Source organism: Spirosoma oryzae (genome assembly GCF_003002825.1).
GTDB lineage: Bacteria > Bacteroidota > Bacteroidia > Cytophagales > Spirosomataceae > Spirosoma > Spirosoma oryzae.
Genome location: NZ_PVTE01000005.1, coordinates 150,024 through 174,847 on the forward strand (window position 1 = coordinate 150,024; position 24,824 = coordinate 174,847).

Consider the following 24,824-nt stretch of genomic DNA (forward strand, 5'->3'; position numbering starts at 1 on the left):
GTGTCGGTTTACTAACCCATGTCGGCGCGCATTTGTCACAACGAACGCTCGTTTTATCGGCGGTAACATGGTTTTGGTTGGGCGGAACTTCCCTGTCGGCCCAGCCGCTGGGTCGCTATCAGTTTCGGCGGGGGCTGATGGGTACGCAGTTTACGCTGACGCTGTACGCCACCGATAGCCTGACCGCCAACCGGGCAAGCAAGGCCGTATCCGTCCGGATGGATTCGCTGAACCAGGTGATGAGCGACTATCAGGACGGATCAGAAATAAACCGCTTGTCGGAAACGGCGGGTAGCGGCCGGTGGGTACCGTTGTCTGCCGATCTGTTCAGCGTGCTGGCAAAAGCACAAACCATCGCCCGGTTGTCCGGCGGTCGCTACGACCCGACGGTCGGGCCGCTTTCGTTACTCTGGCGTCGGGCGGTTCGGCGGGGCGAATTCCCAACGGCCAAACAACGACGACAGGCGCATCGGGCCGTTGGCTACCGACTGCTTGACCTCGATAGCACGACCTGCTCTGCCCGGTTACGACGACCCGGTATGCGACTCGATGTGGGGGGGATCGGGCAGGGGTTTGCCAACGATGAAGCCATGCGTGTGCTGCAACAGCTTGGTATCCGGTCTGCCCTGCTCGATCTGGGGGGCGACATTCTTATCAGCGACGCTCAGCCCGGACAGGCTGGCTGGCGCGTCAGCATCGGATCGCCCGAAACAGGTGATACGGCCACGCTGGTGTTGCGTAACGTTGCCATTACCACCTCCGGCGACTTGTACCGGCATCTCGATTATCGGGGGAAGCGGTATTCACACATCATGAACCCACGGTCTGGTTTAGGATTGCGCCATTTTGTGCGGGCCACCGTTGCCGCACCTACGGGCTGGCAGGCCGACGCGCTGACCAAGGTATTCAGCGTAGCCGGCTTGCGCCAGAGCCGCCGGCTGATTCGCCGGTTCCCCTACGCTACCGTACAGGTGGTCGAACGAAAACGAGGTCGACTGCGCAGCTGGCAATCGACCTCGCTTATCAACCTGATGAACTGAGTTCGGGGGCGTTCACTTTAAACCGTCACTGTTTTACCCGGTACGGCAATGGGATAAAAACCGTCTTTATTGGGTAAAACCTTGGGCATGGCATCCCAGGCCAGTTTTTCGGGGAACAGGTCGATCTGCGAGTTCAGTGCTTCGTCCCATTTCACTACTTTGCCTGAATATGTCGCCATCCGACCCATGATGGCCGTCATGGTACTTTTCGCTACCCGTTCTGCGTCGGCAAATTTGTAGTCGCCTTTAGCAATGGCAGCAAACAGTTCGTCGTGCTCGATCTGGTACGGGTTACCATCCGCCTTGGCGTCGTGGGTATAAATGGGCTGACCGTTGTAGCCCAGCAGGGCACTGCTCCGCTTTTCCATTCCCTCGACTTTGCCCTTTGTGCCCAGGAACAGCTCGTCAACCCGGCTGAAAGTGCCTTCGTAATGGCGGCATTGGCTGTTGATGGTCGTGCCGTCGGCGTATACGAAGTCTACGATATGGTGATCGAAGATTTCGCCGTCGTCTTTGCCGTTCCGAACCTGCCGGCCCCCCGTTCCCTGACAGGATACGGGGTAGCTGTTTTTGACCCAGTTGGCTACGTCGATGTTGTGGACGTGTTGTTCGTTGATGTGATCACCACACAGCCAGTTGAAGTAGTACCAGTTGCGCATCTGGTAGTCCATCTCGGTCTGCTGGGGCTGGCGTGGCTTGTGCCAGACACCCCCGCTGATCCAGTACACCTGCCCACCCACAATGTCGCCGAGGGCACCGTCGTGAATCCGCTTGATCATCTCGCGGTAGCTGGGCTGGTAACGCCGTTGCAGACCGACGACAACGTTCAGCTTCTTCTTTTTGGCTTCCTCGGCCGCTGCCAGCACTTTCCGTACCCCCGGTCCATCGGTCGCTACCGGCTTTTCCATGAATACGTGCTTTCCCTGCCGAACGGCTTCTTCAAAATGGCTGGGCCGAAAGCCCGGTGGCGTTGCCAGAATGACGACGTCCGCCAAGGCAATGGCTTGTTTATAGGCGTCGAAACCGACAAATTTCCGGTCTTCCGGTATATCCACTTTGGGCGTTCCGTCGGCGGCTTTGGCTCCACGTTCGGTCAGCGCTTTGTAGGCACCGTCCAGCCGGTCGCGGAAGGCGTCGGCCAGTGCCACAATTTTCACGTTTTGCTTCGTGCTCAGTGCCTGCTGAGCTGCTCCCGTACCCCGGCCACCGCAGCCAATCAGCGCAACTTTGATAACGTCGTTGGCCGATGTATGGTAACCGTTGGCGAAGGCTACGCCTGGTAACGTGTTAAGAAGGGTACCACCAGCGAATAAACCGGATGCTTTGAGAAAGGCCCGACGACCGGCAAGATCTGTCAGCAGAGAGGAAGAGTGCTCGTGTTCCATAGCGTCTATGTATTTAGATAAGGGGGTCAGAAACACCATAAAAAGAAGCAGACCCGACCAGATATACTAACTTCCTCAGAATGAACACGAAGAAGATAGGTTGGTGAGCTGCTTCCTAGCTCGTGCGATACGCTCGTTTTGTCACCGCTCGTGCCGTTATAACCTGCTGATTGTCAGTCATAGTAAGCGAGCGTGCTAACTATTTTGATGCAATAGTTAGAAAAAATAAGATAAAAGTTAGGCGAATATGTATGTTTACTCAACAAGAGACTTGTTACATCTGCTGTTGACTAGTTACAAACGAACTATGCAAAAAACCATTACCTACACACTTTGCCTGACCTGTTTGTGGAGTTTACTGAGTTTGGCGGCTATCGCCCAAACGCGTGTGTCAGGCCGGATAACGAATGAATCGAAACGTGAGCCGCTGGCCGGTATCAGCATTGCCGTCAGAGGAAAAGTCGTTGGTACGATTACCGATCAGAAAGGGCAGTTTTCGCTGTCAGTCAATACACCCCCGCCGTTCACCCTGGCCATCACCGGTGTCGGGTTTCAGACGCAGGAAATCGTTATCAACGGTAACCGTACGGATCTCGATATCGCGCTGAAAGAGCAGGTTATGCTGGGGCAGGAGGTCGTCGTATCGGCGTCGCGCGTCGAAGAGAATGTACTCAAGTCGCCGGTGAGCATCGAGAAAATGGATATACGGAGTATCCAATCGACAGCCGCACCCAGCTTTTACGACGCGCTCCGTAATCTGAAAGGGGTAGAGGTTAGTCAGCAGAGCGTCAACTTCAGCTCAGTCAATACACGTGGTTTTACCAGCAACGGCAATAACCGGCTGGTGCAACTGGTAGACGGCATGGACAATCAGGCACCGGGTCTGAATTTTCCGGTCGGCAACGTAGCCGGGATTTCTGAACTCGATCTGGAAAGCGTCGAATTGCTACCTGGGGCGGCATCGGCATTGTACGGTCCCAATGCGATCAACGGGCTGTTACTGATGACGTCGAAGAGTCCGTTTACCTATCAGGGACTAAGCGCGCAGGCGCGGGGGGGCGTAATGAGCGCAACCAACCGGACGACCATCGATGGAACGCCACAGGTGAACACGCCTTTCTACGACGTAGCGTTTCGGTATGCGAAGGCGTTCAAAAATCGCCTGGCGTTCAAAGTCAATGCCAACTACGTAACGGCCAAGGACTGGCAGGCCACGGACTATCGCGATCAAAGCTTCTACAACGGCTACAATCCGTCGACGGGTACGGCGCAGAATAACCCCGGCTACAATGGGGTCAACGTGTACGGCGATGAGAACTCGTCGGGCGTTAGTCTGGCGTCGTTTCGGCCCATCTTTGCGCAGTTGTTGGGCGTTCCAGCCTCACAGCTATCGGTCATCGACCCATCCGGGCGACTGGCGCAGTTGATTGGCGGAGTGCAGCAAGTGTCGGCACAGACGGGTATACCTGCTTCACAGATTGTCAATGACGTATTGCTGCCCAATACGGTTGTGTCGCGTACTGGTTATCCCGAACGTGGTCTGGTCGATTATAACACGCATAGTCTGAAGCTCAACGGGGCTGTACACTACCGGTTCAACGACAAACTGGAAGGTATTCTGCAAGCCAACTGGGGAAGCGGTACTACCGTATATACATCGACCGATCGATACTACATCAATAATTTTCAGCTGGCCCAGTATAAGGCTGAATTGCGTGGTAGTGACTTTTTCGTACGGGCGTACAGCACGCAGGAGCGCTCCGGCGATGCCTACGCAGCCGGCTTGCTGGGTTCGTTTATCCTGGAAGCGTGGAAGCCGAGTATCAACCAGTCAAACCTGCTGGGTTCGTGGTACCCGCAATATGCGTTCACCTACGCGGGTGGGGCGTTGCAGGCGTTTCCCCGTGCCTTGCAGCAGGCCTTGGCAGCCAACCCCGGCAACGTAGCAGCCGCTTACCAATCGGCCGTGGCGTCAATAAATACGTTGGCTCCGACCTTGCAGGCTGCTGCCCTGGGTGTGGCTGATGCTGGTAAACCCGCCGTTGGGTCGGCGCAATTCAACCAATATGCCGACGCCATCAAACAGCAACCGATCGCGCAGGGGGCAAAATTCCTGGACCGGACGAACCTGTACCATGCCGAAGGGATGTATCATCTCCGCTCGCTCGTCGATCCGAACCTCGTCGACCTGACTGTTGGGGCCAACTACCGTATGTATGCGCTGAACTCAGGCGGTACGCTGTTCCTGCAAAAACCCGAGGGTGGGGAATATACGATTCATGAGTACGGTGCGTATCTACAGGCGATCAAGTCGTTTAAGGATGTGCTGAAGATAACCGGTTCCGTTCGGTACGATAAAAACCAGAATTTCCGGGGTGTATTCAGCCCGCGTATATCAGCGGTGTTGACGGCCGCCAAGGATCATAACTTCCGGGCAAGCTACCAGACCGGGTTCCGCATACCGACTACGCAGAACCAGTATATCAACCTGAATACGCCGGTCGCGCTGTTGATCGGCGGCTTGCCGGCCGTGCGTGATCGGTACAACCTGCGGGATGGCCGCACGACGATCTTCGGCACGTCAACCAGCTATGACTTCCCCGAATTCAAGCCCGAACGCGTACTGACCTTTGAAGTAGGCTACAAGGGGCTGATCGCAAACCGGTTGCTGATCGACGCTTACTATTATAACAGTCAGATGCAGAATTACATCGGCGCTGTCGTGTTGAGCAATCCGGGTGTGCCCGTTCCCATTCAAACGCCCCGCAACTACGACAAGAGTATTATGTATCAGGGCTTTGGCCTGGGTATCGACTATGTGTTGCCGAAGAACTTTACCATCGGCGGGAACCTGTCGAATACGACACTGAACGCGGGTGGCGTTGGTCTGTTCGATAGTAAGAAGAATCAGAACGTGCTTGACGATGGGTTCCAGATCGGGTTCAACACGCCTAAGTATCGGTATAACTTATCCGTTGCGAACCGGAACATCGGCAATAGCGGCTGGGGCTTCAACGTGACCTGGCGTTATCAGGATGCTTTCCTGTGGCAGGAGTTGCTGCAACCCGTACAGTCGCGTACGCTGGCTAACAGCCAACAGATTGTCATTCCCGCCTTCAGTACGCTGGACGCACAGGTGAGTAAAAAAATAGCACCGATCAAATCGATTCTGAAAGTGGGGGGCAGTAATATCCTGCGCAACCAATACACCACCGGCTGGGGTAACCCGACCATCGGAGCCATGTATTACGTTAGTCTGACGTTCGACGAACTGCTGAACTAAGGTTTACTACCTGCATAGTTCTGGAAACCGGTTTGCTCCCAGCAGACCGGTTTTTTCATAAGCACTGGGCTGTATACGTCGCTCAGCTTGGCTGAATGCGAACTTTTACCAGTGATCCGGCCTTACACGCATAAGCCACTCCCGGCCCCAGCATTAACCCGAAAGCCCTTGTCGAACGCTGCATCGACTGGTTCGTCCAGTCAGCCGGCCGCGCCGGTTCCCGATCATTTGCCCCGTCGGTTGAATTTGTTGCAGGGCACGGCGCTGAATATGATCGACATGGTCGGTATCGGGCCGTTCGTCGTGTTGCCGCTGGTCATCAAAACGTTGGGGGGCGGATTTTTTCTGTGGGCCTGGGTGCTGGGTGCCTTCGTTTCACTGATCGACGCGTTTGTCTGGTCGGAACTGGGTGCTGCCTTTCCTCAGGCGGGGGGGAGCTACAACTTTCTCAAGATCTCGTACGGTGAACAACGCTGGGGGCGGTTGCTGTCCTTTCTGTACGTCTGGCAAACACTCATTCAGGCTCCGCTCGTATTGGCGTCGGGAGCCATCGGATTCGCGCAGTACGTATCATACCTGACTCCGCTCGATGAGTGGCAGCGGAAAGCTATTTCGGGCGGTATCGTGCTGGTCATTATCGCGCTGCTTTACCGCAAGATTGATTCTATTGGTACCATCGGTGTTGTGATGTGGGGCGCTGTGTTGCTCACCCTCGGCTGGATTATCGTTGGCGGTTTGAGCAATGCGCAGATTCCGCTGTCACAGACATTATCGTCGGTAAGTTCTGTCAGCGGGGGCGTGTTGGCGGTGGGTCTGGGGCAGGCTACTGTTAAAACCATTTACTGCTACCTTGGCTACTACAATGTCTGTCACCTGGGCGGGGAGATAAAGAAACCTACGCGAAACATACCGGCCAGTATGTTTATCTCGGTGGCTGGTATCGCCATGCTGTATCTACTGATGAACATAAGCGTCGTCAGCGTCGTGCCGTGGCAGGAAGCACAGCACAGTCAGTTCATCGTCAGTACGTTTGTCGAACGAATCTACGGTTCGGGTGCGGCACAGCTGGCCACAGTGCTGGTGCTGGTTGTTGCCTTTTCGTCGCTGTTCGCGGTATTACTCGGGTATTCGCGCGTTCCCTATGCCGCTGCCGCCGACGGGCAGTTTCTGAACGTCTTCGCTAAACTCCACCCGACGAGACAGTTCCCTTACGTATCGCTGCTGTTTCTGGGTGGGCTCGGCTTTGTATTCAGCCTGCTATTCCGGCTTAGCGACGTGATCGACGGCATTCTGGCGATGCGCATCATCATCCAATTCGTTGGGCAAGCGGTTGGCTTACTGCTGTTGCACCGTCGCCGGGCGGCCGACAGCTTCCCGTTTCGGATGCCGCTCTACCCATTACCCGTTATACTGGCCGTAGGCGTATGGTTGCTGATCTTCGCATCCACCAAGCTGACGTTCATGCTTTCCGGCCTAATCGTACTCACGCTGGGCGTCGTTGCCTTCCTGCTCTTCAACCGCTACCGACGCCAGTGGCCGTTTGAGTTAAAGAATGATCGAGTGATAGAATGATTGAATGGGCTAGCGCATGGAACGCATTCAATCATTCCATCAATCAACAATTCAACCATTCTATACTAACGCGTTGAACAGAATCTCGGCGGGGTGCTGCGCTTTGCGGGCGGTGCCATCTTTGATCTGATGGCGGCAGGAGGTACCCGGTGCAGCAATGATAACCTCTTCGGGTTGTTGGCGAACCGTTGGGAACAGGACCAACTCGCCAATTTTCATTGACACATCGTAGTGTTCTGCTTCGTAGCCAAACGAACCGGCCATACCGCAGCAGCCCGACGGAATCAGTTGCACGGTATAATTTTTCGGCAGCGACAGGGCTTTTTTTCCCGGTACCAGCGACGAAACGGCTTTCTGCTGGCAGTGGCCATGCAGTTTGATCAGGCGGGTTTCCTGCGTAAACTGCTCGGGGCGGATACGCTTGGCGTCGAGTTCACGAGCGATAAACTCTTCGAACGTCAGCGCGTGTTTCGACAACGCTTTCGCGTCCTCGACCAGCGACTCCTCGACCAGATCGGGATATTCATCGCGGAAAGTTAGAATGGCGGATGGCTCCAGTCCGACGAGGGGCGTGTCGGCTGTTATGACGTTTCGCAGCGCACGCACATTGTGATCGGCCATTGGTTTGGCCATTTTCAGCATTCCTTTCGACAAAGCCGCCCGGCCGCTTTCGCCATGCTCGGGAATGAGGACCATGTAGCCCAGCCGTTCGAGCAACTGCACTGCTTTCTGACCAACCGGTACGTCGTTGAAATTCGTGAACTCGTCGCAGAATAGATAGACCGTTTTCTGCGCAGTGTCTCCAGTTGGCTTCGCTGTCGGCTGGCGCGATGTGAACCACTTTTTCAGTGTCGTCTTATCGAGCAACGGCATGCTCCGCTCGGGATGGAAGCCGAGGGTACGGTTGGCGATGCGTCGCAGTGCGGGGGTTCCCAACACGCCATTGTATGCCCAGGGTACCAGCGATGCCAGTCCTGACAAGCGGCCGAAGTTGGCAATCATGCGTGACCGTAGCGGAACCCCGTTCGCATCGTAATAATGCTGTAAAAATTCAGCCTTCAGCTTGGCTACGTCGACGTTCGACGGGCACTCCGACTTGCAGCCTTTACAGGACAGGCAAAGGTCGTATACTTCCTTTATCTCGGGGTTGTCGAAGCGGTTTTCCTTCGGCGAACGCGTCAGCATTTCGCGCAGGATATTGGCACGGGCACGGGTCGTATCTTTCTCGTTCCGCGTGGCCATGTAGCTGGGACACATCGTACCACCCGAGCGTTCGGTTTTGCGACAATCGCCCGAGCCGTTGCACTGCTCTGCGTGTTGCAGGATCGTCTGGTTTTCGTACCGAAAATACGTTTGAAAGTCGGGCGTTTGCTGACCGGCTTCGTAGCGTAGGAACGTATCCATCGGGGGCGTTTCGACGATCTTGCCGGGGTTGAAAATACCGTCGGGGTCCCACGTATGCTTGATCTGGCGCATCAGCTCGTAGTTATGCTGACCAACCATCTGCGGAATAAATTCACCCCGCAGCCGTCCGTCGCCGTGTTCGCCCGACAACGAGCCGTCGTATTTTTTGACCAGCGTCGCGATCTGCTCGGCAATCAACCGGTACTGTCGGTGCCCTTCGGCCGTTTTCAGGTTAATGATCGGTCGCAGGTGTATCTCACCCGATCCAGCGTGCGCGTAGTGTACCGCCGACATCTGGTTTTCTTTCAGGATGTCGTTGAACTCCCGAATAAAATCGGGCAAGTCGTGCACATCGACAGCGGTGTCTTCGATAACAGCCACTGCCTTCGCGTCGCCGGGTAGGTTGCCCAGCAAACCAAGGCCCGCTTTGCGTAAGGTCCAGATTTTCTTGGTGTCTTCGCCAAACAGCAGGGGGAAGTGATAGCCAAGACCAGCGGCCCGCATCTCAGTCTCCATTTCATTCGCCAGGGACTGAATTTCTTCCTTCGTATCGCGCGACAGGTCGACAACCAGAATGATCGGGAAGGTATCGTTGCTTGTTTTCTGAACGAAGAAACTGTTTTTGCGCTGCTCCGGATTTTCGTCGGCCCGGGCCAGAATAATATCGTCGATGAGTTCGACGGCGTAGGGTTGGTATTTCAACGCAACCAGCGTTGCCCGTAACGACTCATCAATCGACCGGCAGTGTACGCAGACGAGACCGCCTTCCTTGGGTGGTAACGGAACCAGATTAAGTTTGATCTCCGTCAGGAAGCAGAGCGTTCCTTCCGAACCCGCAATGAACTTGGCCAGGTTGAATGCGGGACCGCCGGGGGTAAATGGCTCCATGTCGAGCAGCGCATCGAGGGCATAGCCGGTATTACGCCGTTCGATAGTCTGCTTCGGGAAATTACGCCGGATCTCCGCCTGATTGGCTGAGTCGCTCAGTATGGTATTCGTTGTTAAGAGAATGCGATCTGCCAGCGACGCTGACCCGTTTTTCCGGCTCGCCAGATCGAGTTGCTCACTGAATTCGTTTGCTGCCGTAGGACCGAATTCAGCCTCGGTGCCGTCGGCCAGCAATACGGTTACGGACAGCGTATGTTCGCGGGTGGCCCGGTACACGACGGAATTGGAACCGCAGGAATTGTTCCCGACCATGCCCCCAATCATGGCCCGGTTCGCCGTCGACGTTTCCGGCCCGAAGTAGAGACCGTACGGTTTTAGAAACTGATTCAGTTCGTCGCGCACGACGCCGGGTTGTACCCGTACCCAACGTTCCTCGGGATTGATCTCCAGAATTTTCGTGAAATGCTTCGACACATCGACTACAATGCCACTACCAACGACCTGACCGGCCAGTGATGTACCGGCGGTACGGGGAATGAGCGAGAGCTTGTGCTGACGGGCAAAGGCAATCAGCGTTTTAAGGTCGTCAACAGTTTTAGGAACCGCTACGGCAGCTGGCATCTCCCGGTAGGCCGATGCGTCGGTTGCGTATAGCGTGCGTTGGGTCGTATCGTCGTAGAGGTCTCCGGTCAATTGTGCGGCCAGAGACTGGAAAAAACCAGCATTCATATCGGTAGGCGATACTGGGGTACTCCTGCCCAGTCAGTACATTTTGTACAAAAATAGCCCTAAAACGCACATTTTTCCGACCGCGTAAATATACGTGCAGTAAATAATGCGTAGTACTCAAAACTGATAGAGAATAGTAAAAATAGATTGATAGTCAATTGATTAAGCTGATTGATGAGGCTTTGTAAGTTGCCTGCAACTTGGAATAGACAAATTCTACTCAGTACCATAATACAATTTTAACCTGCACTATGCGAATTTTGATTTCGAGGTCTTGTATTATTAGTAGTAATTCTATTAGTTTTGCCCACTGGTCTTACTATGTTCGTCTTAAATCTAAAATAAGTACAGCGGTAAAAAAAAGATGGTGTTTTACCTATAGCTAGTTAGAAACCATCATTTCCCGTGCAACTACAGAGAAGAGAGAGTATTGTAAGCCAGCTACTATTAAACCACCCCAAGTCTTATTCATTAAATTTTACGAAACCTATGATGGACAAATCCTACTTAGTAGGTCGCGCCGACACTGTTCGGTGTACGAAAACCAGCACCGTTCTGGCGCGGCTAGGTGTGCTGGTTGTTCTATTGTGTGTTCTATTGGGGACACAAGCTGCGTTTGCGCAGGGCACGACGATCACCGGTAAAGTAACAGATGCTACTGGTGCTGGTCTACCTGGTGTTACGGTACAGGTCAAGGGAACGTCGAAAGGGACGACAACTGGTAGCGATGGTGCCTATCAGTTAGCTAATGTAGCTGCCAACTCGACACTTGTGTTCAGTTCGATCGGGTATACTTCTAAAGAAGAGTCAGTCGGGAATCGGTCAACAATCGATACGAGAATGACTGACGACACGAAAGCACTGGACGAAGTTGTAGTCGTAGGATATGGTACTGCGAAACGGAAAGATCTGACGGGTTCGGTAGCCCAGGTGAGTGCTAAAGATTTCAACGCCGGGATTAACCCCAACCCACTTCAGGCTATTCAGGGTAAGGTAGCGGGTCTGGTGATTACACAACCTTCGGGTGACCCTAACCAAACCCCAACAGTTCGGTTGCGGGGATATACCTCACTAGCCGGTGGTTCCGATCCTCTATATGTGGTCGACGGTATGATCGGGGTTCCTATTAACACGCTTTCGCCAAATGACATCGAGTCGATGGATGTATTGAAAGATGCATCAGCTGCCGCTATCTATGGGTCGAGAGCAGCCAATGGCGTTATTCTGATTACGACGAAACGCGGTAAGTCGGGTCGGACGACAGTAGGTTTCAGCAATTACGTTGGTATTGCTACGATCTCTCGTCGGTATGAAATGCTAAATGCACAAGGCTACAGAGATGCCGTTACGCAAATAAAAGGAGCTGCCTCATTGAACGATGCCCAACGTTTCCCCGCCGGAAACTATGATACGGACTGGCAGAAAGAGGTAACGCAGATTGGCACTGTCAATAATCATGATCTGTCTATTGCGGGTGGTTCGCAGGCGTTCAGCTACCGGGGTTCGGTTAACTATTTCAACCAGAATGGTATTGTAAAAAATACAGGGCTGGAGCGTGTAACGGGTCGTATCAATCTCGATCAGAAAGCATTCGATAACCGTCTGAACGTACAATACAATCTGTCGTATTCGGAATCGAACAAAAAGTATGACAGTGGTATCCTTGGCCGTGCTGTTACATTCCTGCCAACGCTGCCTATTCGGAATGCTGACGGATCGTATTACGAAGTAGGGGGTAGTTTTGACCTCTTCAACCCGGTGGCCATGCAGGAGAATGTGATCAACAATGGCGTACAGCGGTATCTGCAAGGCGGTATGAATCTGCGTTACGAGATATTGGACGGTTTGACGGTGGGTGTAAATGGTCAGTTACAGCGTGACAACACGGTTAACAACTTCTACACCAACCCCAATATCAAAGCGTACTCTGCCAACAACGGCCGCGCAAGCCGGAATTTTTCCGAAAGCAATACAAAGCTGATCGAACTGACGGCCAATTACACCAAAGGATTTGGTAATCAAAGCAGCAACTACTCATTGCTGGGTGGTTACTCTTATCAGCAGTTTGACAACGACGGCTTCCAGGCAGCTAACTCAGGTTTTGTAACACCAGATATTAACTTTAGCAATCTGGGTCTGGGCTCAGGTACACTGGTTAATCCGGGTAACACCTATGCTACATCATACCGCAACAGTTCGAAATTGATATCATTCTTCGGACGGGCTACGCTGAACCTGAATGATCGATACAACTTGACTGCTACGGTTCGTCGGGATGGTAGTTCTAAATTCGGAGCAAACAATAAGTGGGGCGTGTTCCCGTCAGTTGGCGCAGGCTGGACAATTTCCAACGAGCCATTCTTCCCGAAGAGTAATACACTTAACTCGCTGAAACTGCGCGTTGGTTACGGGCAGACAGGAAACTCAGAAGGTATTGCTCCTTATAATTCGATTCAGCTATATGGGCAAACACCAAATGCTTACTATGATGGTACGCTGGGTGACTTCCTGCCGGGTTATGGTATTACTCAGAACGCAAACCCAGATCTGAAATGGGAAGTACTTACCACGTCGAACATCGGGCTTGATTTTCAACTGCTCGGTGGTCGGTTCCGCGGTACAGTAGAGTATTACAACAAGCTGACGAAGGACATGCTGTATCCGTACTCGGTACCCGCCGATGGGGTCAAGTATTTTGCTACATACATCCTGGCCAACGTAGGGTCGATGCGGAATAGCGGCTTCGAGCTATCGTTCGGTGGTGACGTAATCCAGAAAGGCGACTTCTCCTGGAACTCGACGATCAACGGGGCTTATAACAAAAACACGATTGTATCCCTGTCGAACGATCAGTTCAGCAATGGGCAGGTTCGTTTCAATGCGTTCAACGGTCGTGGTTTGTCTGATGTATTTGCCTCTTATCTGGTGGCTGGTCAGCCATTGGGTGAATTCAACAACGTGCCAACCTTCACCGGAAGTTATTCGTCTGATGGGCAGCCACTGTTGAAACCAGGATCGGGCGATACACCGGTAACCGACGTATCGAAAGCTGATGCTGCTGCGGGTGTTGCTTCGGGTAATTATGTCAAGCAGGGTAACCCACAACCCTTCCTGAATGCCTCGTTTATCAACACGTTCCGTTACAAAGGCTTCGACGTATACTTTCAGATACGGGGTACGTTTGGAAACACGATCCTCAATGCGATCCGGTCTAACCTGCTGATTCCAGGTTCTATTTTGGAAACAAACATGCTGCAAGGCGTAACGGACTTTCCTAAAAATTATGGTGTGAACGTATTGTCGACTAACTGGCTTGAAAGTGGTTCGTTTGTCCGGTTTGACAACTGGCAAATCGGCTACAACATTCCGCTAGGGGCTAGCAAGTACATTACTAATGCACGGGTTTATGTGGGTGGTAACAACCTGTTTATCCTGACCAAGTATAAGGGTATCGATCCTGAGTTACAGGTGAAAGCTGATTTGCAGACAAGCAATGGTGTAGTGCAGCAAGCACCCAACGCAGTTGGTTTAGATGGAGGAGGATACGGAAATACCGTTTATCCAAAGACGCGCACGTTCCAGTTAGGACTTAATCTGACGTTCTAAGCTGGTTCTTAAAACGAAGTCGAGTTTTAAGAAATACTCGGCTTCGTCCAACCTGTTCTGATCAACATATCGTTAGCATTAGACATAATGCTAACGATGTAACTGGTTAACCATCAAAACATCAATGAAGCGAATAAACATAAAACTATTTCTGGGCTGCTCGGTACTCATGCTGACAGGGCAGGCCTGCACCGATCTTACGGAAACGACGTACGACGTCATTCCAACTAGTGGATCATTCGGTAGTACAGCAGCACAGCAGGCAGCTCTCATTGGCCCTTTGTATAGTGGGCTTGGCAACTACTACGCCAATATGACTAACCTCAATACGGTGACGGACGAGCAGATCGTTCCAACCCGTGGTGGTGACTGGAAAGACGGTGATAACTGGAAACGGCTGTACACCCATACCTGGGACCCCGTCACAGACAATGGTCAGTTCAATGGACCCTGGACCTGGTGCTACAACAACATCACCAGCATCAATCAGCAGTTAGGTACTGCCACTAGTGCTGGTGTGAAAGCGGAGTTGCGGGCGTTGCGCGCGTTCTTTCACTATCAGGCGATGGACCTTTTCGGAAATGTGATTATTTCCGATGCTGTAGGTAATACTACACCCGCTCAGAGCACTCGCGCCCAGGTTTTTGCTTTCGTAGAGAAAGAGCTTCTGGCTGTGTACTCAGATCTGAGTGATGTATCAGGGGGCGCGTATTACGGCCGAATGAACAAATATGTCGCCGACATGATTCTGGCCAAGTTATATCTGAACGCACAGGTATATACAGGTACGCCCCGCTGGGCCGACGCGATTACCCGCTGCACGAACATTATCAATTCTGGCAAGTTTCAGCTTCCCAACGACTATTTCAGCAACTTTGTCGTGCAGAACCAGAACTCGCCGGAGATCATTCTGGCTACCCCGTTCGACAAATCGAAGCGCGGAGGATTCCACCCGCAGATGCAGACCCTCCACTATCTGAACCAGTTGACGTACAACATCGGTACGGCTCCATGGAACGGATTTGCTGCCGTTACCGAGTTCTATAACTCGTTCGACGACAAGGACATTCGTAAGAAGCAGTGGATTGTCGGTCAACAGTATAAGGCCGATGGAACGCCCCTCAGTGATGATGGTGTACCGCTGGTGTACCGCCCGGAAATTGAGTCGTTTGCTTTCGACGCCGGTGCTAATGGTCGCCTGGCGGGTGTCCGGACACAGAAATATGAGATTCAGCGTAATAACAGCTTTACCGAACAGGATAACGACTTTGTCGTCTACCGTTTGGCAGACGTATACCTGATGCGTGCAGAAGCCAATCTGCGGCTGGGCAATACAGCAACTGCCATCACCGATGCTAATGTGGTGCGGACTCGTACTGGTTTGTCACCATACACAAGCCTGACGTTAACGGAACTGTTGGCAGAGCGAGGTCGCGAATTAGCCTGGGAATATCACCGCCGTCAGGATATGATTCGGTTTGGTGTATTCGGTGCAGCGAAGCGATTCAAGCCTGCTGATTCTGATAATCACTGGGAGCTATATCCGATTCCGCGCGATCAGCTGGCGCTGAACCCAAATTTGAAACAGAATCCGGGGTACTAATCGTAATAGGTGTACAATGCAAAAAGCAGGTTTGAAAAAGCCTGCTTTTTGCATTGTACTGGATCAAAGGAGTTAAGTGTGTGTTAAACCAAACCGCTATTTGGGCATAAATGTGTATTTTTACTATATGTATTTGTCGGCTTTTCGTTAAGTGTATAGCGTACCTGTAACTAGTAAGATTTCCGTGTTCAAGCAATTAAAGTTCATTCAGTGTGTTTTATTGGTCTTACTATTAGCCAGTTGTAAAGCTAAGATAGAACAGACCGAACCGCTTTTTAAGAAAGTAGCCGAAGAGGAAACTAATATTCATTTTTCAAATGTCGTCACCGACGAAAAAGACTTCAATGTATTCAACTACCGCAACTTTTATAATGGTGGTGGTGTCGCGATCGGTGATGTGAATGGCGATGGCTGGCCCGACGTATTTCTGATCGCCAACATGGGTGATAACCAGCTTTATATCAATCGAACAAAAAAGGAAAAAACGCCACAGCTACGTTTTGAGAAAGTAACCGAAAAAGCGGGAGTAGCCGGAAAGCGTGCCTGGAGTACAGGCGCTACCTTCGCGGATGTTAATGGGGATGGAAAATTAGATCTATACGTGTGTAATGCCGGTATTCGGGAGGGCGATGACCGGGCCAACGAATTGTACATAAATACTGGTAACGACAAGACCGGTACGCCAATATTTGTTGAGCAGGCAGCAGCATACGGTCTCGACGATCGGGGCTATTCTACCCACGCAGCTTTCTTTGATTATGATCGTGATGGTGATCTCGACATGTATTTACTCAACAATAGTTTTATGCCTGTTGGTCGACTACAGTATGCGAACATGCGCGATCAACGAGACCCATTAGGCGGACACAAACTGTTTCGTAACGATAACAACCATTTTACGGATGTAAGCGAACAGGCTGGCATATATGGTAGTCTGATTGGGTTTGGTCTGGGCATAACAATAGGTGATGTCAATAATGATAACTGGCCGGACATTTACATTTCGAATGACTTTTATGAACGCGACTATTTATACATCAATAAGCAGAATGGCGCATTTGAAGAATCGGTAAAGGAGTCGATGCCCCATATCAGTCTATCCTCGATGGGCGCTGATGTAGCCGATGTAAACAATGACGGCAGACTGGACATATTCACAACCGATATGCTGCCCGGTAACGACAAGCGTGTAAAGCGTACGTCGACATTTGAAAGTCATGATCTGGAGAAGATCAAGCTGGATCGTGATTTTCACTATCAGGTGATGCAAAACATGTTGCAGCTAAATCAGGGTAATGACCTTGAAAACGACAAACGTCCCGTATTCAGCGAGATCGCCCGGTTTGCAGGCGTATCGGCTACCGACTGGAGCTGGGGGGCCTTACTATTTGATATGGATGGCGATGGCAACAAGGATATTTTCGTTGCCAACGGTATAGCCAGAGATGTGACGGATCAGGATTTTGTCAACTTTCTGGCTGATAGAGAGAACATGGCGCAGATTGCCCGGCAACGATCGTTTGACTTCAAAGAATTCCTGAATAAAGCGCCTTCCGAAGGCATACCAAACTACGCGTTTCATAACGACGGGCAATTGCATTTCACGAATAAAGCAGCTGATTGGGGGTTAGCCGAGCCTAATTTCTCGAACGGATCTGCGTATGGTGATCTGGACAACGACGGTGATCTGGACTTGATTGTCAATAATATGAATGCACCTGTGGCCGTATACCAGAACCAGGCGCAGCAGACAACTAAACCTAATTATCTGAGCGTAAAATTAGTCGGTCAGCAACGTAATCTGTTCGGTATAGGTGCCAGAGTATCTGTATACCAGAAAGGGAAAATACAGGTGTTAGAGCAGATGCCAAATCGTGGTTTTGAATCATCGGTGGATTTGACGATGGTCTTCGGGCTTGGCAAGAATCCACGTATTGATTCTGTGGTTGTTGTGTGGCCTAACGATCGCTCACAAACAATAAAGCAGCCTAGCGCCAACCAGGCACTTACTATTCAACAAAATAAGGCAACGGCGATCTGGCGACCGTCACTGGAAGTGAGGGACGTTCCATTCAAGGACAACACGAAAGCCGCTAACCTTACTTTCCTTCATAAAGAAAGTAATTTCGTCGACTACAATCGTGATCCGTTGCTAAAGCAGCAGCTCTCGACACAGGGCCCGGCGATGGCGACTGGCGATGTGAACGGTGATGGTCTCGACGATGTATTTTTGGGTGGAGCAAGCGGGCAGTCGCACCGGCTCTATCTACAGCAGCAAGGAGGAACATTTGTTGATAAAACCCCCACCGTAATTGGTCAGGATACAACGTATGAGGCTGTCGATGCCGTTTTTTTCGATGCAGATGGAGACAACGATCTTGATTTGTACGTGGTATCGGGTAGTAATGAGTTTAGCCCCGAAGCCGATGAATTACTGGATCGATTGTACATTAACGATGGTAAAGCCGGCTTTACGCGCGCCGATGGTAAGTTGCCGAACCTGAAAGCGAGTGGTTCGTGTGTAGCCGCAGCGGACTTCGACCATGATGGCGACGTCGATTTATTCGTCGGCTCTCGGCTGATTCCTGGCCAATACGGGCAGAATCCACCAAGCTATCTCCTGACTAACGACGGAACCGGTTCGTTTAAAAACTATACCCGCCGGTCGCTACCCGAAGCCGAAAAACTGGGTATGGTAACTGATGCCGCCTGGGTCGATCTCAACGGCGATCAATACCCTGAATTGATAGTCGTGGGCGACTGGGAGCCGATTCGATTATTTACCAATAAACGTGGCCGACTGGAGCAGGATAATACATCGGCTATACAGTCGGAAACAGGTGAGCCGCTGAAAACAAACGGCTGGTGGAATTGCCTTAAGGTTGGTGATGCCGATAATGATGGTGATCTAGATATCGTCGTTGGCAACTTAGGGCTGAACACCCGTATCAGAGCTACGCAGTCGACTCCCGCCGAACTCTATACAGGCGACTTCGATCAAAACGGTACCATGGAGCAAATCATTAATTGCGCTGACGAAACGGGGGAACTGTATCCAATGGTACTTAAGAGTGATTTACAACGGCAAATGCCTTCGATTAAAAAGAAGTTCGTAAAGTTTACAGACTATGCCGGCAAGAAGTTAAACGAAATTCTGGATGAGTCTCAGCTTAAGCAGGCGGTTGTTAAACAGGCTTTCATGAGTACATCGGTGCTCCTGCGCAACGAAGGACGTGGTCGATTTATCTGTCAGACGTTGCCCACGGCGGCTCAGTTCTCGCCCGTTTGTGGGGCCGCTTTCGTTGACTATGACCGGGACGGCCGGACCGATCTGGTACTGGCTGGTAATTTCTTCGACGTATTGCCGGAGATAGGGCGATATGACGCCAGTTATGGGTTATTACTGCATAACATGGGTCGTGTGCCGAAAACGGGCGACATAGACTATGCGCCTGTCAGCCATCGACAATCCGGTTTTTTTGTCAGAGGGCAGACGCGCAGGCTGGAACAGTTGAAACAGGGACAGCTGGTATTAGCTAAAAATAATGACCGGGTACAGCTCTTTACACTCAAAACAAAATTGACGAAATAACGCCCACTTCGTAACCTGAAATGAAACGTTCGCTTGTATTTGCACTACTCGGTAGTTTACTATCGCTGAGCAGCTGCCAGTTTTTTCGCTCAGAAAAACCACTTTTCGTAACTCTTGATTCAACTAAGACCGGGATTGGGTTTGTCAATCAGTTGGTACCGACTACTAAACTCAATATTCTGGACTACCTTTATTTTTACAATGGAGGAGGTGTGTCGGCCGGTGACATTAATAACGACGGCTTGACGGATTTATACTTCGTTTCCAACCAGGGAGCGAATAAGTTATACCTCAATAAAGGGGGGTTCAAATTCGAAGACGTTACGAAACAGGCGGGTGTCGGTGGCTACGCTGATTGGCAAACCGGGTCGACAATGGCTGATGTAAACGGCGACGGATGGCTGGATATTTACGTTTGTGCTGTTGGTAATTTTCGAGGGTTGGAAGGAGCTAATGAACTCTACATTAACAATGGCGACGGGACGTTCACCGAAAAAGCCGCTGATTATGGCCTCGACTTCACCGGGTTTTCTACACAGGCCGCTTTTTTCGATTACGATCACGACGGCGATCTGGACTGCTACTTACTGAACCACGCTATACACACGTCGCGTAGCTACGACCGGGTTACGGCCCGAAGCTTACGAAATAACGAATCCGGCGATTATCTATACCAAAACCAGTTACGATCGGCCGACTCAGCAACGTCTGCCAAAAAGCAAGCTCGTTTTGTCGATGTAAGCAACAAAGCAGGCATATACGGCGCTGCGATGGGCTACGGACTGGGCATCTCAGTCGCGGATATCAATAACGACGGGTGGGAGGATCTGTATGTATCAAACGACTTTCACGAAGACGATTATTATTACGTCAATAACAAAAACGGTACGTTCACGGAAAGCGCCAAAAAAGCGTTTATGCACACAAGCCGATTCTCGATGGGTAACGACATCGCGGATATCAACAACGATGGATTTGCCGACGTTGTAACGCTTGACATGTACCCGGACGATGAGGTTGTCGAAAAACAATCACTGGGCGAAGATCCACTCGACATTTTTTATTACAAACTGGAGTATGGCTATATGAATCAATATAGCCGTAACTGCTTGCAGTTGAGTCAGTCAGGTGAAAAATTTGTTGATATTGGGGCAATGGCCGGGGTCGCTGCCACCGACTGGAGTTGGTCGCCCTTACTGGCTGATTACGATAATGATGGAATTCGGGACCTCTTTGTTTCCAATGGTATCGTTCATCGTCCCAACAATCTCGATTACGTCAAATACGCTTCGGATGATTCATTACGATACGCTGCGGAAACATCCGCAACGTTAGACGAACGGGCTATCAAGATGATGCCTGATGGTAAGATGCATAACTATTTCTATCGCGGTACATCTTCACTACGCTTCGAAGACAAATCAAAAGACTGGGGATTTGAAACACCTAACTACGCTAACGGTGCTGTATATGCCGACCTGGACAACGATGGTGATCTTGATATAGTAACCAACAACATCGATTCGCCAGCAAGCATATACCAAAATGAAGCGCGTACCCTTTTTCCTGATAACAACTATCTGACAGTCAAAATGCAGGGAGCTGTTCCTAACACATTCGGTGTAGGGGCAAAGGTTATTCTGAAATACGGTGGCACAGGTGGCGATAGTATGCAGGTAGCGCAGCTGATGCCAACGCGTGGTTTCGAGTCATCGGTTGCGCCGGAACTGCTGTTTGGATTGGGCAAACGAGCTACCGTCGATTCGCTGATTGTAATCTGGCCCGACCAGCGTATGGAGGTGCGAACCGGCGTAAAAGTCAACCAGATCGTTCGACTCAAACAAAGCGACGCACATCTTGACGCGACTGCCTATCGCTACACCACCCCTGCCGGTCGGCCACTCTTTACAGATGTTACCAATCAGGACTCTATACCGTACGTTCATCGTGAGAATAAAGACTACTTTGATTTTGTCCGTGAATCGCTAATGCCGTTTCAGGTGTCGACGGAAGGCCCCCGGTTGGCAGTTGGCGACGTAAACGGCGATGGGCTTGACGACATATACGCCGGGGGGGCAAAGTGGCAATCGGGAAGTTTGTTGATGCAACAGCCAAACGGGCAATTCAAAGCAATCAAACAACCTGCCATCGTCGTCGACTCGGTATATGAAGACGTTGACGCATGCTTTTTTGATGCCGACGGTGATAAAGATCTGGACTTATATGTAGTGTCTGGTGGAAACGAATTTTTCGGTAAGTCTCCCGAACTTCTTGATCGACTGTATATCAATGATGGAAAGGGAAACTTCAGCCGGAAAACAGACGCCTTGCCAGCAATGTATGACAACAAAAGCTGCGTTAGGCCATACGATGTCGATGGCGACGGTGATCTGGATTTGTTTGTTGGCGGGCGTGTTGTCAGCTACGCGTATGGAGAAATACCCAATTCTTATCTGCTGATTAATGACGGGAAAGGCAGATTCACGAATCAAATTGAGAGGATTGCCCCCGGCCTACAGAAAGTTGGTATGGTAACCGATGCTGTATGGGCTGATTACGATGGCGATAAAGACGTAGACTTACTACTAGTCGGTGATTGGATGCCCGTTCGGATCTTCACCAACGAAAAGGGTAATTTTCACGAAGAAAGCAAAATAACGGTCGGAAGTACGCCACTTTCAGGCCTTTACCAGCGGATCGTTGCCGCCGATTTTGACCGTGACGGCGATGTGGACTTGATGGCAGCTAATCTGGGCACGAATAACAAGTTCCGAAAGGGTACTGATTCACAGTTGAAAATGTGGGTGAAGGACATCGACAACAACCAGAAAGTAGATCAAATACTGGCATATAGCCGGGGTGATGAGTGGTACCCGCTTGGGTTTAAAGATGAGCTAGGCAAGCAGATGCCTGGTATCATTAACAAACGCTTTACCGATTATGAGTCGTTTGCCGGCAAACAGCTCAGCGATATATTCACAAAAGAGGAACTGAAAGGGGCGGCTGAATTTTCTGTGAATCAGTTTGCCTCCGTGTATCTGGAAAATCAGAATGGAAAATTCATCGTTCACGAGTTGCCTATAATGGCCCAGGTATCTAAGCTGTTTACATTGTTGCCCATCGACATTGACAAGGACGGTGATTTGGACATAATAGGTGGAGGTAATTTTTACGGCGTCAGTATGTACCAGGGGCGGTACGACGCTAGTTACGGTCTCATTATGCGCAATGATGGTAAAGGACGTTTTACCACACTGTCGCCTATCGATAGCGGCTTTCTCCTTTATGGTGAAATACGAGATATACGTCAGGTAAAAACGGTAAGCGGGACGTTGCTAGCAATCGGGCGTAATGGGAACAGTATGCAGTTAATGAGAATGAACCAGTAGCGCCTTCCTTTTGTCTGGTATTTTCCGTTAATTTTGTAAGTTCTAGTAGCTGGTAAATACTCAGAAATCAGCTGCGTAACTGTCCTGCCGTATGAAATCGATTGCCTATTGGATTAGCCTCCCGGTGATGGCGCTGGTACTGCTGACGGGTTGTCAGAAAGAGTCGACGCCAACCGAATACAACGCCAAAGCCGCTGATCCCGAGCGCTACAATGCCGCGCTGAATAAACTGACCGAGGTTGTCGTACACGATATCTTTTCGCCACCCGTTGCCAGCCGTATTTATGCGTATGCGAATCTGGCGGGCTACGAAGCATTGGCCCCTTTTGATCCGAATTATCAGTCGCTGGCGGGTAAGCTGAAACGGTTCAGTGATGGGCCCCAGCCTGAAGCGGGTAAGCAATATTGTTTCCCACTGGCCAGCACCCGCGCCTTCATGACCGTTGCCCGTGCGCTTACGTTCAGCGTCGAGTTTTACGATGACTTTGAGAAGTCATTCTACGAGAAGTATAAGCAGGATGGTGTTCCCGACGACGTATATGAACGATCGATGGCGTACGGTGAGGCCGTTGCCAAACACGTGCTCGATTACGCAGCCAAAGACAATTACAAACAGACACGCGGATTCAAGCATACAGTAACCAATGCCGAAGGAACCTGGGTGCCAACCCCGCCTGCTTACATGGACGCGGCCGAGCCCCAATGGAACAAGCTACGCTGCTGGGCCATGGATACCTGTAACCAGTTCATGCCGCCCCGCCCATTGCCGTACAACATGACCGTCGGAAATCCGTACCGGAAGGAAGTCGACGAGGTATACACCGTAGTTAAAAACCTGACGAAAGAACAGGAAGCGACGGCTTATTTCTGGGACGACAATGCGTTTGTGATGAACGTAGCCGGACACGTCATGTACGCGTCGAAAAAAATGACCCCCGGTGGCCACTGGATGGCGATTGCGCAGACGGTTGGGCGGCAGAAAAAACTGTCGATGATGCAGATGGTTGAAGCCTATGCGCTGACGTCGTTTGCCCTCACCGACGGCTTTATTTCGTGCTGGGACGAGAAGTACCGCAGCAACATGGTTCGTCCGGAAACGGTTATCAACAAGCTGATGGATCCAAAATGGACGCCCTTCCTGCAAACCCCGCCCTTCCCCGAGTACCCAAGCGGGCACAGCGTGATTTCGACGGCCGCAGCGACGGTGCTGACCAACCTGATGGGCGATAATATTGCGTTCACCGATTCAACCGAGTACAAATATGGCCACGGTGTTCGCTCGTTCAAGTCGTTCCGCGATGCTGCCAACGAAGCATCGATCAGTCGGCTGTATGGAGGTATTCACTACCGGTCGGCGCTGGATAACGGGCAGGTAGAGGGCGAAAAAGTGGGCAACTGGGTTGTGCAAAAAGCTATAACCCGGCGCAAGGCGGTTGCTGCACGCTAGCTTTAACAAGGCTTTAATGCACATGAGCCGGGAAAGAGCCACATTGGCTGTCTAGCTCAACGCAATAGCCTGTGAACCACGTCTTCCGAATCATCTGTGTCATAACCTTGCTGGCTACGAAGCCCGGTTTTAGCCAGCAAACGTATTTCAACGTGCCCTCGTCAGACATTGTCGATAAGCACAAATTTGCGATTCAGCAGCAGTTCAATATCGAGTCTTCCTATCACTCGGCCACAACAATTAACTACGGGCTGGGGAATAACGTTGAGGTCGGGGCGAATCTGTATAATCTGATCTACGACCCCGATCAGCGGCAATTGTCTCGTAACGATTCAAGTACGCAGATGCCATTCGGTCCGCTGGTGCTGTTCAACGCGCAAAAAGCGTTTCCCATTAGCGAGCAGTTGGAGATTGGCTTCGGTACACAGTTGGGATTCAACCTGTCTCAACGGCATCAAACCCGATTTGTGTCGTATGGATACGGTCAACTAGCGGGTTCGTTCAAAAAACAGCGTTACAAATGGTCGCTGGGTGGGTATGTCGGCAATCAGCCTTATCTGGGTGAAGGGCGTGCCTACGGTTTTCAGGGTGGTTTTGATGCCGGAATTTTTGAAAAGCTACATCTGCTGGGCGACTGGATTTCCGGGCAACACGTACAGGGACAACTCGTAGTCGGTATCGAATACTATGTCACAAAACAGTTGCCCATTGCTCTTGGCTGGCAGCGCACCAACGTCGATGGATCGCAATCAGCAGTGATTCAACTTACGTACAGCCCGAATTAATTTAACGATTCAACGAGTTTAAGACGGCCCGGCGGCTATTCATGCACGGATAGCCGCCGGGCCATTGTTTTATAGTGTAGAATAGAATTATTTTGATAACT

At 51.2% G+C, this 24,824-nt stretch carries 11 protein-coding genes; 9 read left to right on the forward strand and 2 right to left on the reverse strand.

Annotated features, from left to right (window positions below; all coding sequences use genetic code 11):
• The first annotated feature begins 77 nt into the window (after window positions 1–77).
• Window positions 78–1,040: an FAD:protein FMN transferase gene (locus CLV58_RS07220; protein ID WP_245882250.1), complete on the forward strand. Its 963-nt coding sequence runs from the start codon at window positions 78–80 to the stop codon at window positions 1,038–1,040.
• A 17-nt stretch (window positions 1,041–1,057) separates the two neighbouring features.
• Here CLV58_RS07220 and CLV58_RS07225 read toward each other — a convergent pair whose 3' ends face one another.
• Window positions 1,058–2,425 (reverse strand): Gfo/Idh/MocA family protein, encoded by a 1,368-nt coding sequence (locus tag CLV58_RS07225; protein WP_106137123.1) that lies wholly within the window; start codon window positions 2,423–2,425, stop codon window positions 1,058–1,060.
• A gap of 307 nt (window positions 2,426–2,732) precedes the next feature.
• On the opposite strand from CLV58_RS07225, the gene CLV58_RS07230 reads away from it, so the two are divergent.
• Both CLV58_RS07230 and CLV58_RS07235 read left to right on the forward strand, forming a co-directional pair.
• Window positions 2,733–5,708: a TonB-dependent receptor gene (locus tag CLV58_RS07230; protein ID WP_106137124.1), complete on the forward strand. Its 2,976-nt coding sequence runs from the start codon at window positions 2,733–2,735 to the stop codon at window positions 5,706–5,708.
• Window positions 5,709–5,876: 168 nt separating this feature from the next.
• Entirely contained in the window at window positions 5,877–7,280 is a 1,404-nt protein-coding gene (locus tag CLV58_RS07235; RefSeq protein WP_245882251.1) for an APC family permease, read from the forward strand.
• A gap of 60 nt (window positions 7,281–7,340) precedes the next feature.
• Here CLV58_RS07235 and CLV58_RS07240 read toward each other — a convergent pair whose 3' ends face one another.
• Window positions 7,341–10,301, reverse strand: coding sequence for an FAD-binding and (Fe-S)-binding domain-containing protein (locus tag CLV58_RS07240; RefSeq protein WP_106137125.1), 2,961 nt, complete (start codon window positions 10,299–10,301; stop codon window positions 7,341–7,343).
• A gap of 489 nt (window positions 10,302–10,790) precedes the next feature.
• Here CLV58_RS07240 and CLV58_RS07245 point away from each other — a divergent pair, with 489 nt between their 5' ends.
• The 6 genes from CLV58_RS07245 to CLV58_RS07270 all read left to right on the forward strand — a co-directional run bounded on the left by CLV58_RS07245 (window position 10,791) and on the right by CLV58_RS07270 (window position 24,723).
• A complete protein-coding gene (locus tag CLV58_RS07245) occupies window positions 10,791–13,907 on the forward strand; it encodes a SusC/RagA family TonB-linked outer membrane protein (protein WP_106137126.1) in 3,117 nt (1,038 codons plus the stop codon).
• A gap of 124 nt (window positions 13,908–14,031) precedes the next feature.
• A complete protein-coding gene (locus CLV58_RS07250; RefSeq protein WP_106137127.1) occupies window positions 14,032–15,510 on the forward strand; it encodes a RagB/SusD family nutrient uptake outer membrane protein in 1,479 nt (492 codons plus the stop codon).
• Between the two features lie 220 nt (window positions 15,511–15,730).
• Window positions 15,731–19,102, forward strand: coding sequence for a VCBS repeat-containing protein (locus CLV58_RS07255; RefSeq protein ID WP_245882252.1), 3,372 nt, complete (start codon window positions 15,731–15,733; stop codon window positions 19,100–19,102).
• A gap of 20 nt (window positions 19,103–19,122) precedes the next feature.
• Complete coding sequence (locus CLV58_RS07260; RefSeq protein ID WP_106137128.1) at window positions 19,123–22,491, forward strand: VCBS repeat-containing protein; 3,369 nt, start codon at window positions 19,123–19,125, stop codon at window positions 22,489–22,491.
• A gap of 91 nt (window positions 22,492–22,582) precedes the next feature.
• The gene (locus CLV58_RS07265; protein ID WP_106137129.1) at window positions 22,583–23,938 is read left to right on the forward strand and encodes a vanadium-dependent haloperoxidase; all 1,356 of its coding nucleotides are present in this window, start codon (window positions 22,583–22,585) and stop codon (window positions 23,936–23,938) included.
• A gap of 71 nt (window positions 23,939–24,009) precedes the next feature.
• Window positions 24,010–24,723, forward strand: coding sequence for a hypothetical protein (locus CLV58_RS07270; RefSeq protein ID WP_245882253.1), 714 nt, complete (start codon window positions 24,010–24,012; stop codon window positions 24,721–24,723).
• The last annotated feature ends 101 nt before the right edge of the window (window positions 24,724–24,824 follow it).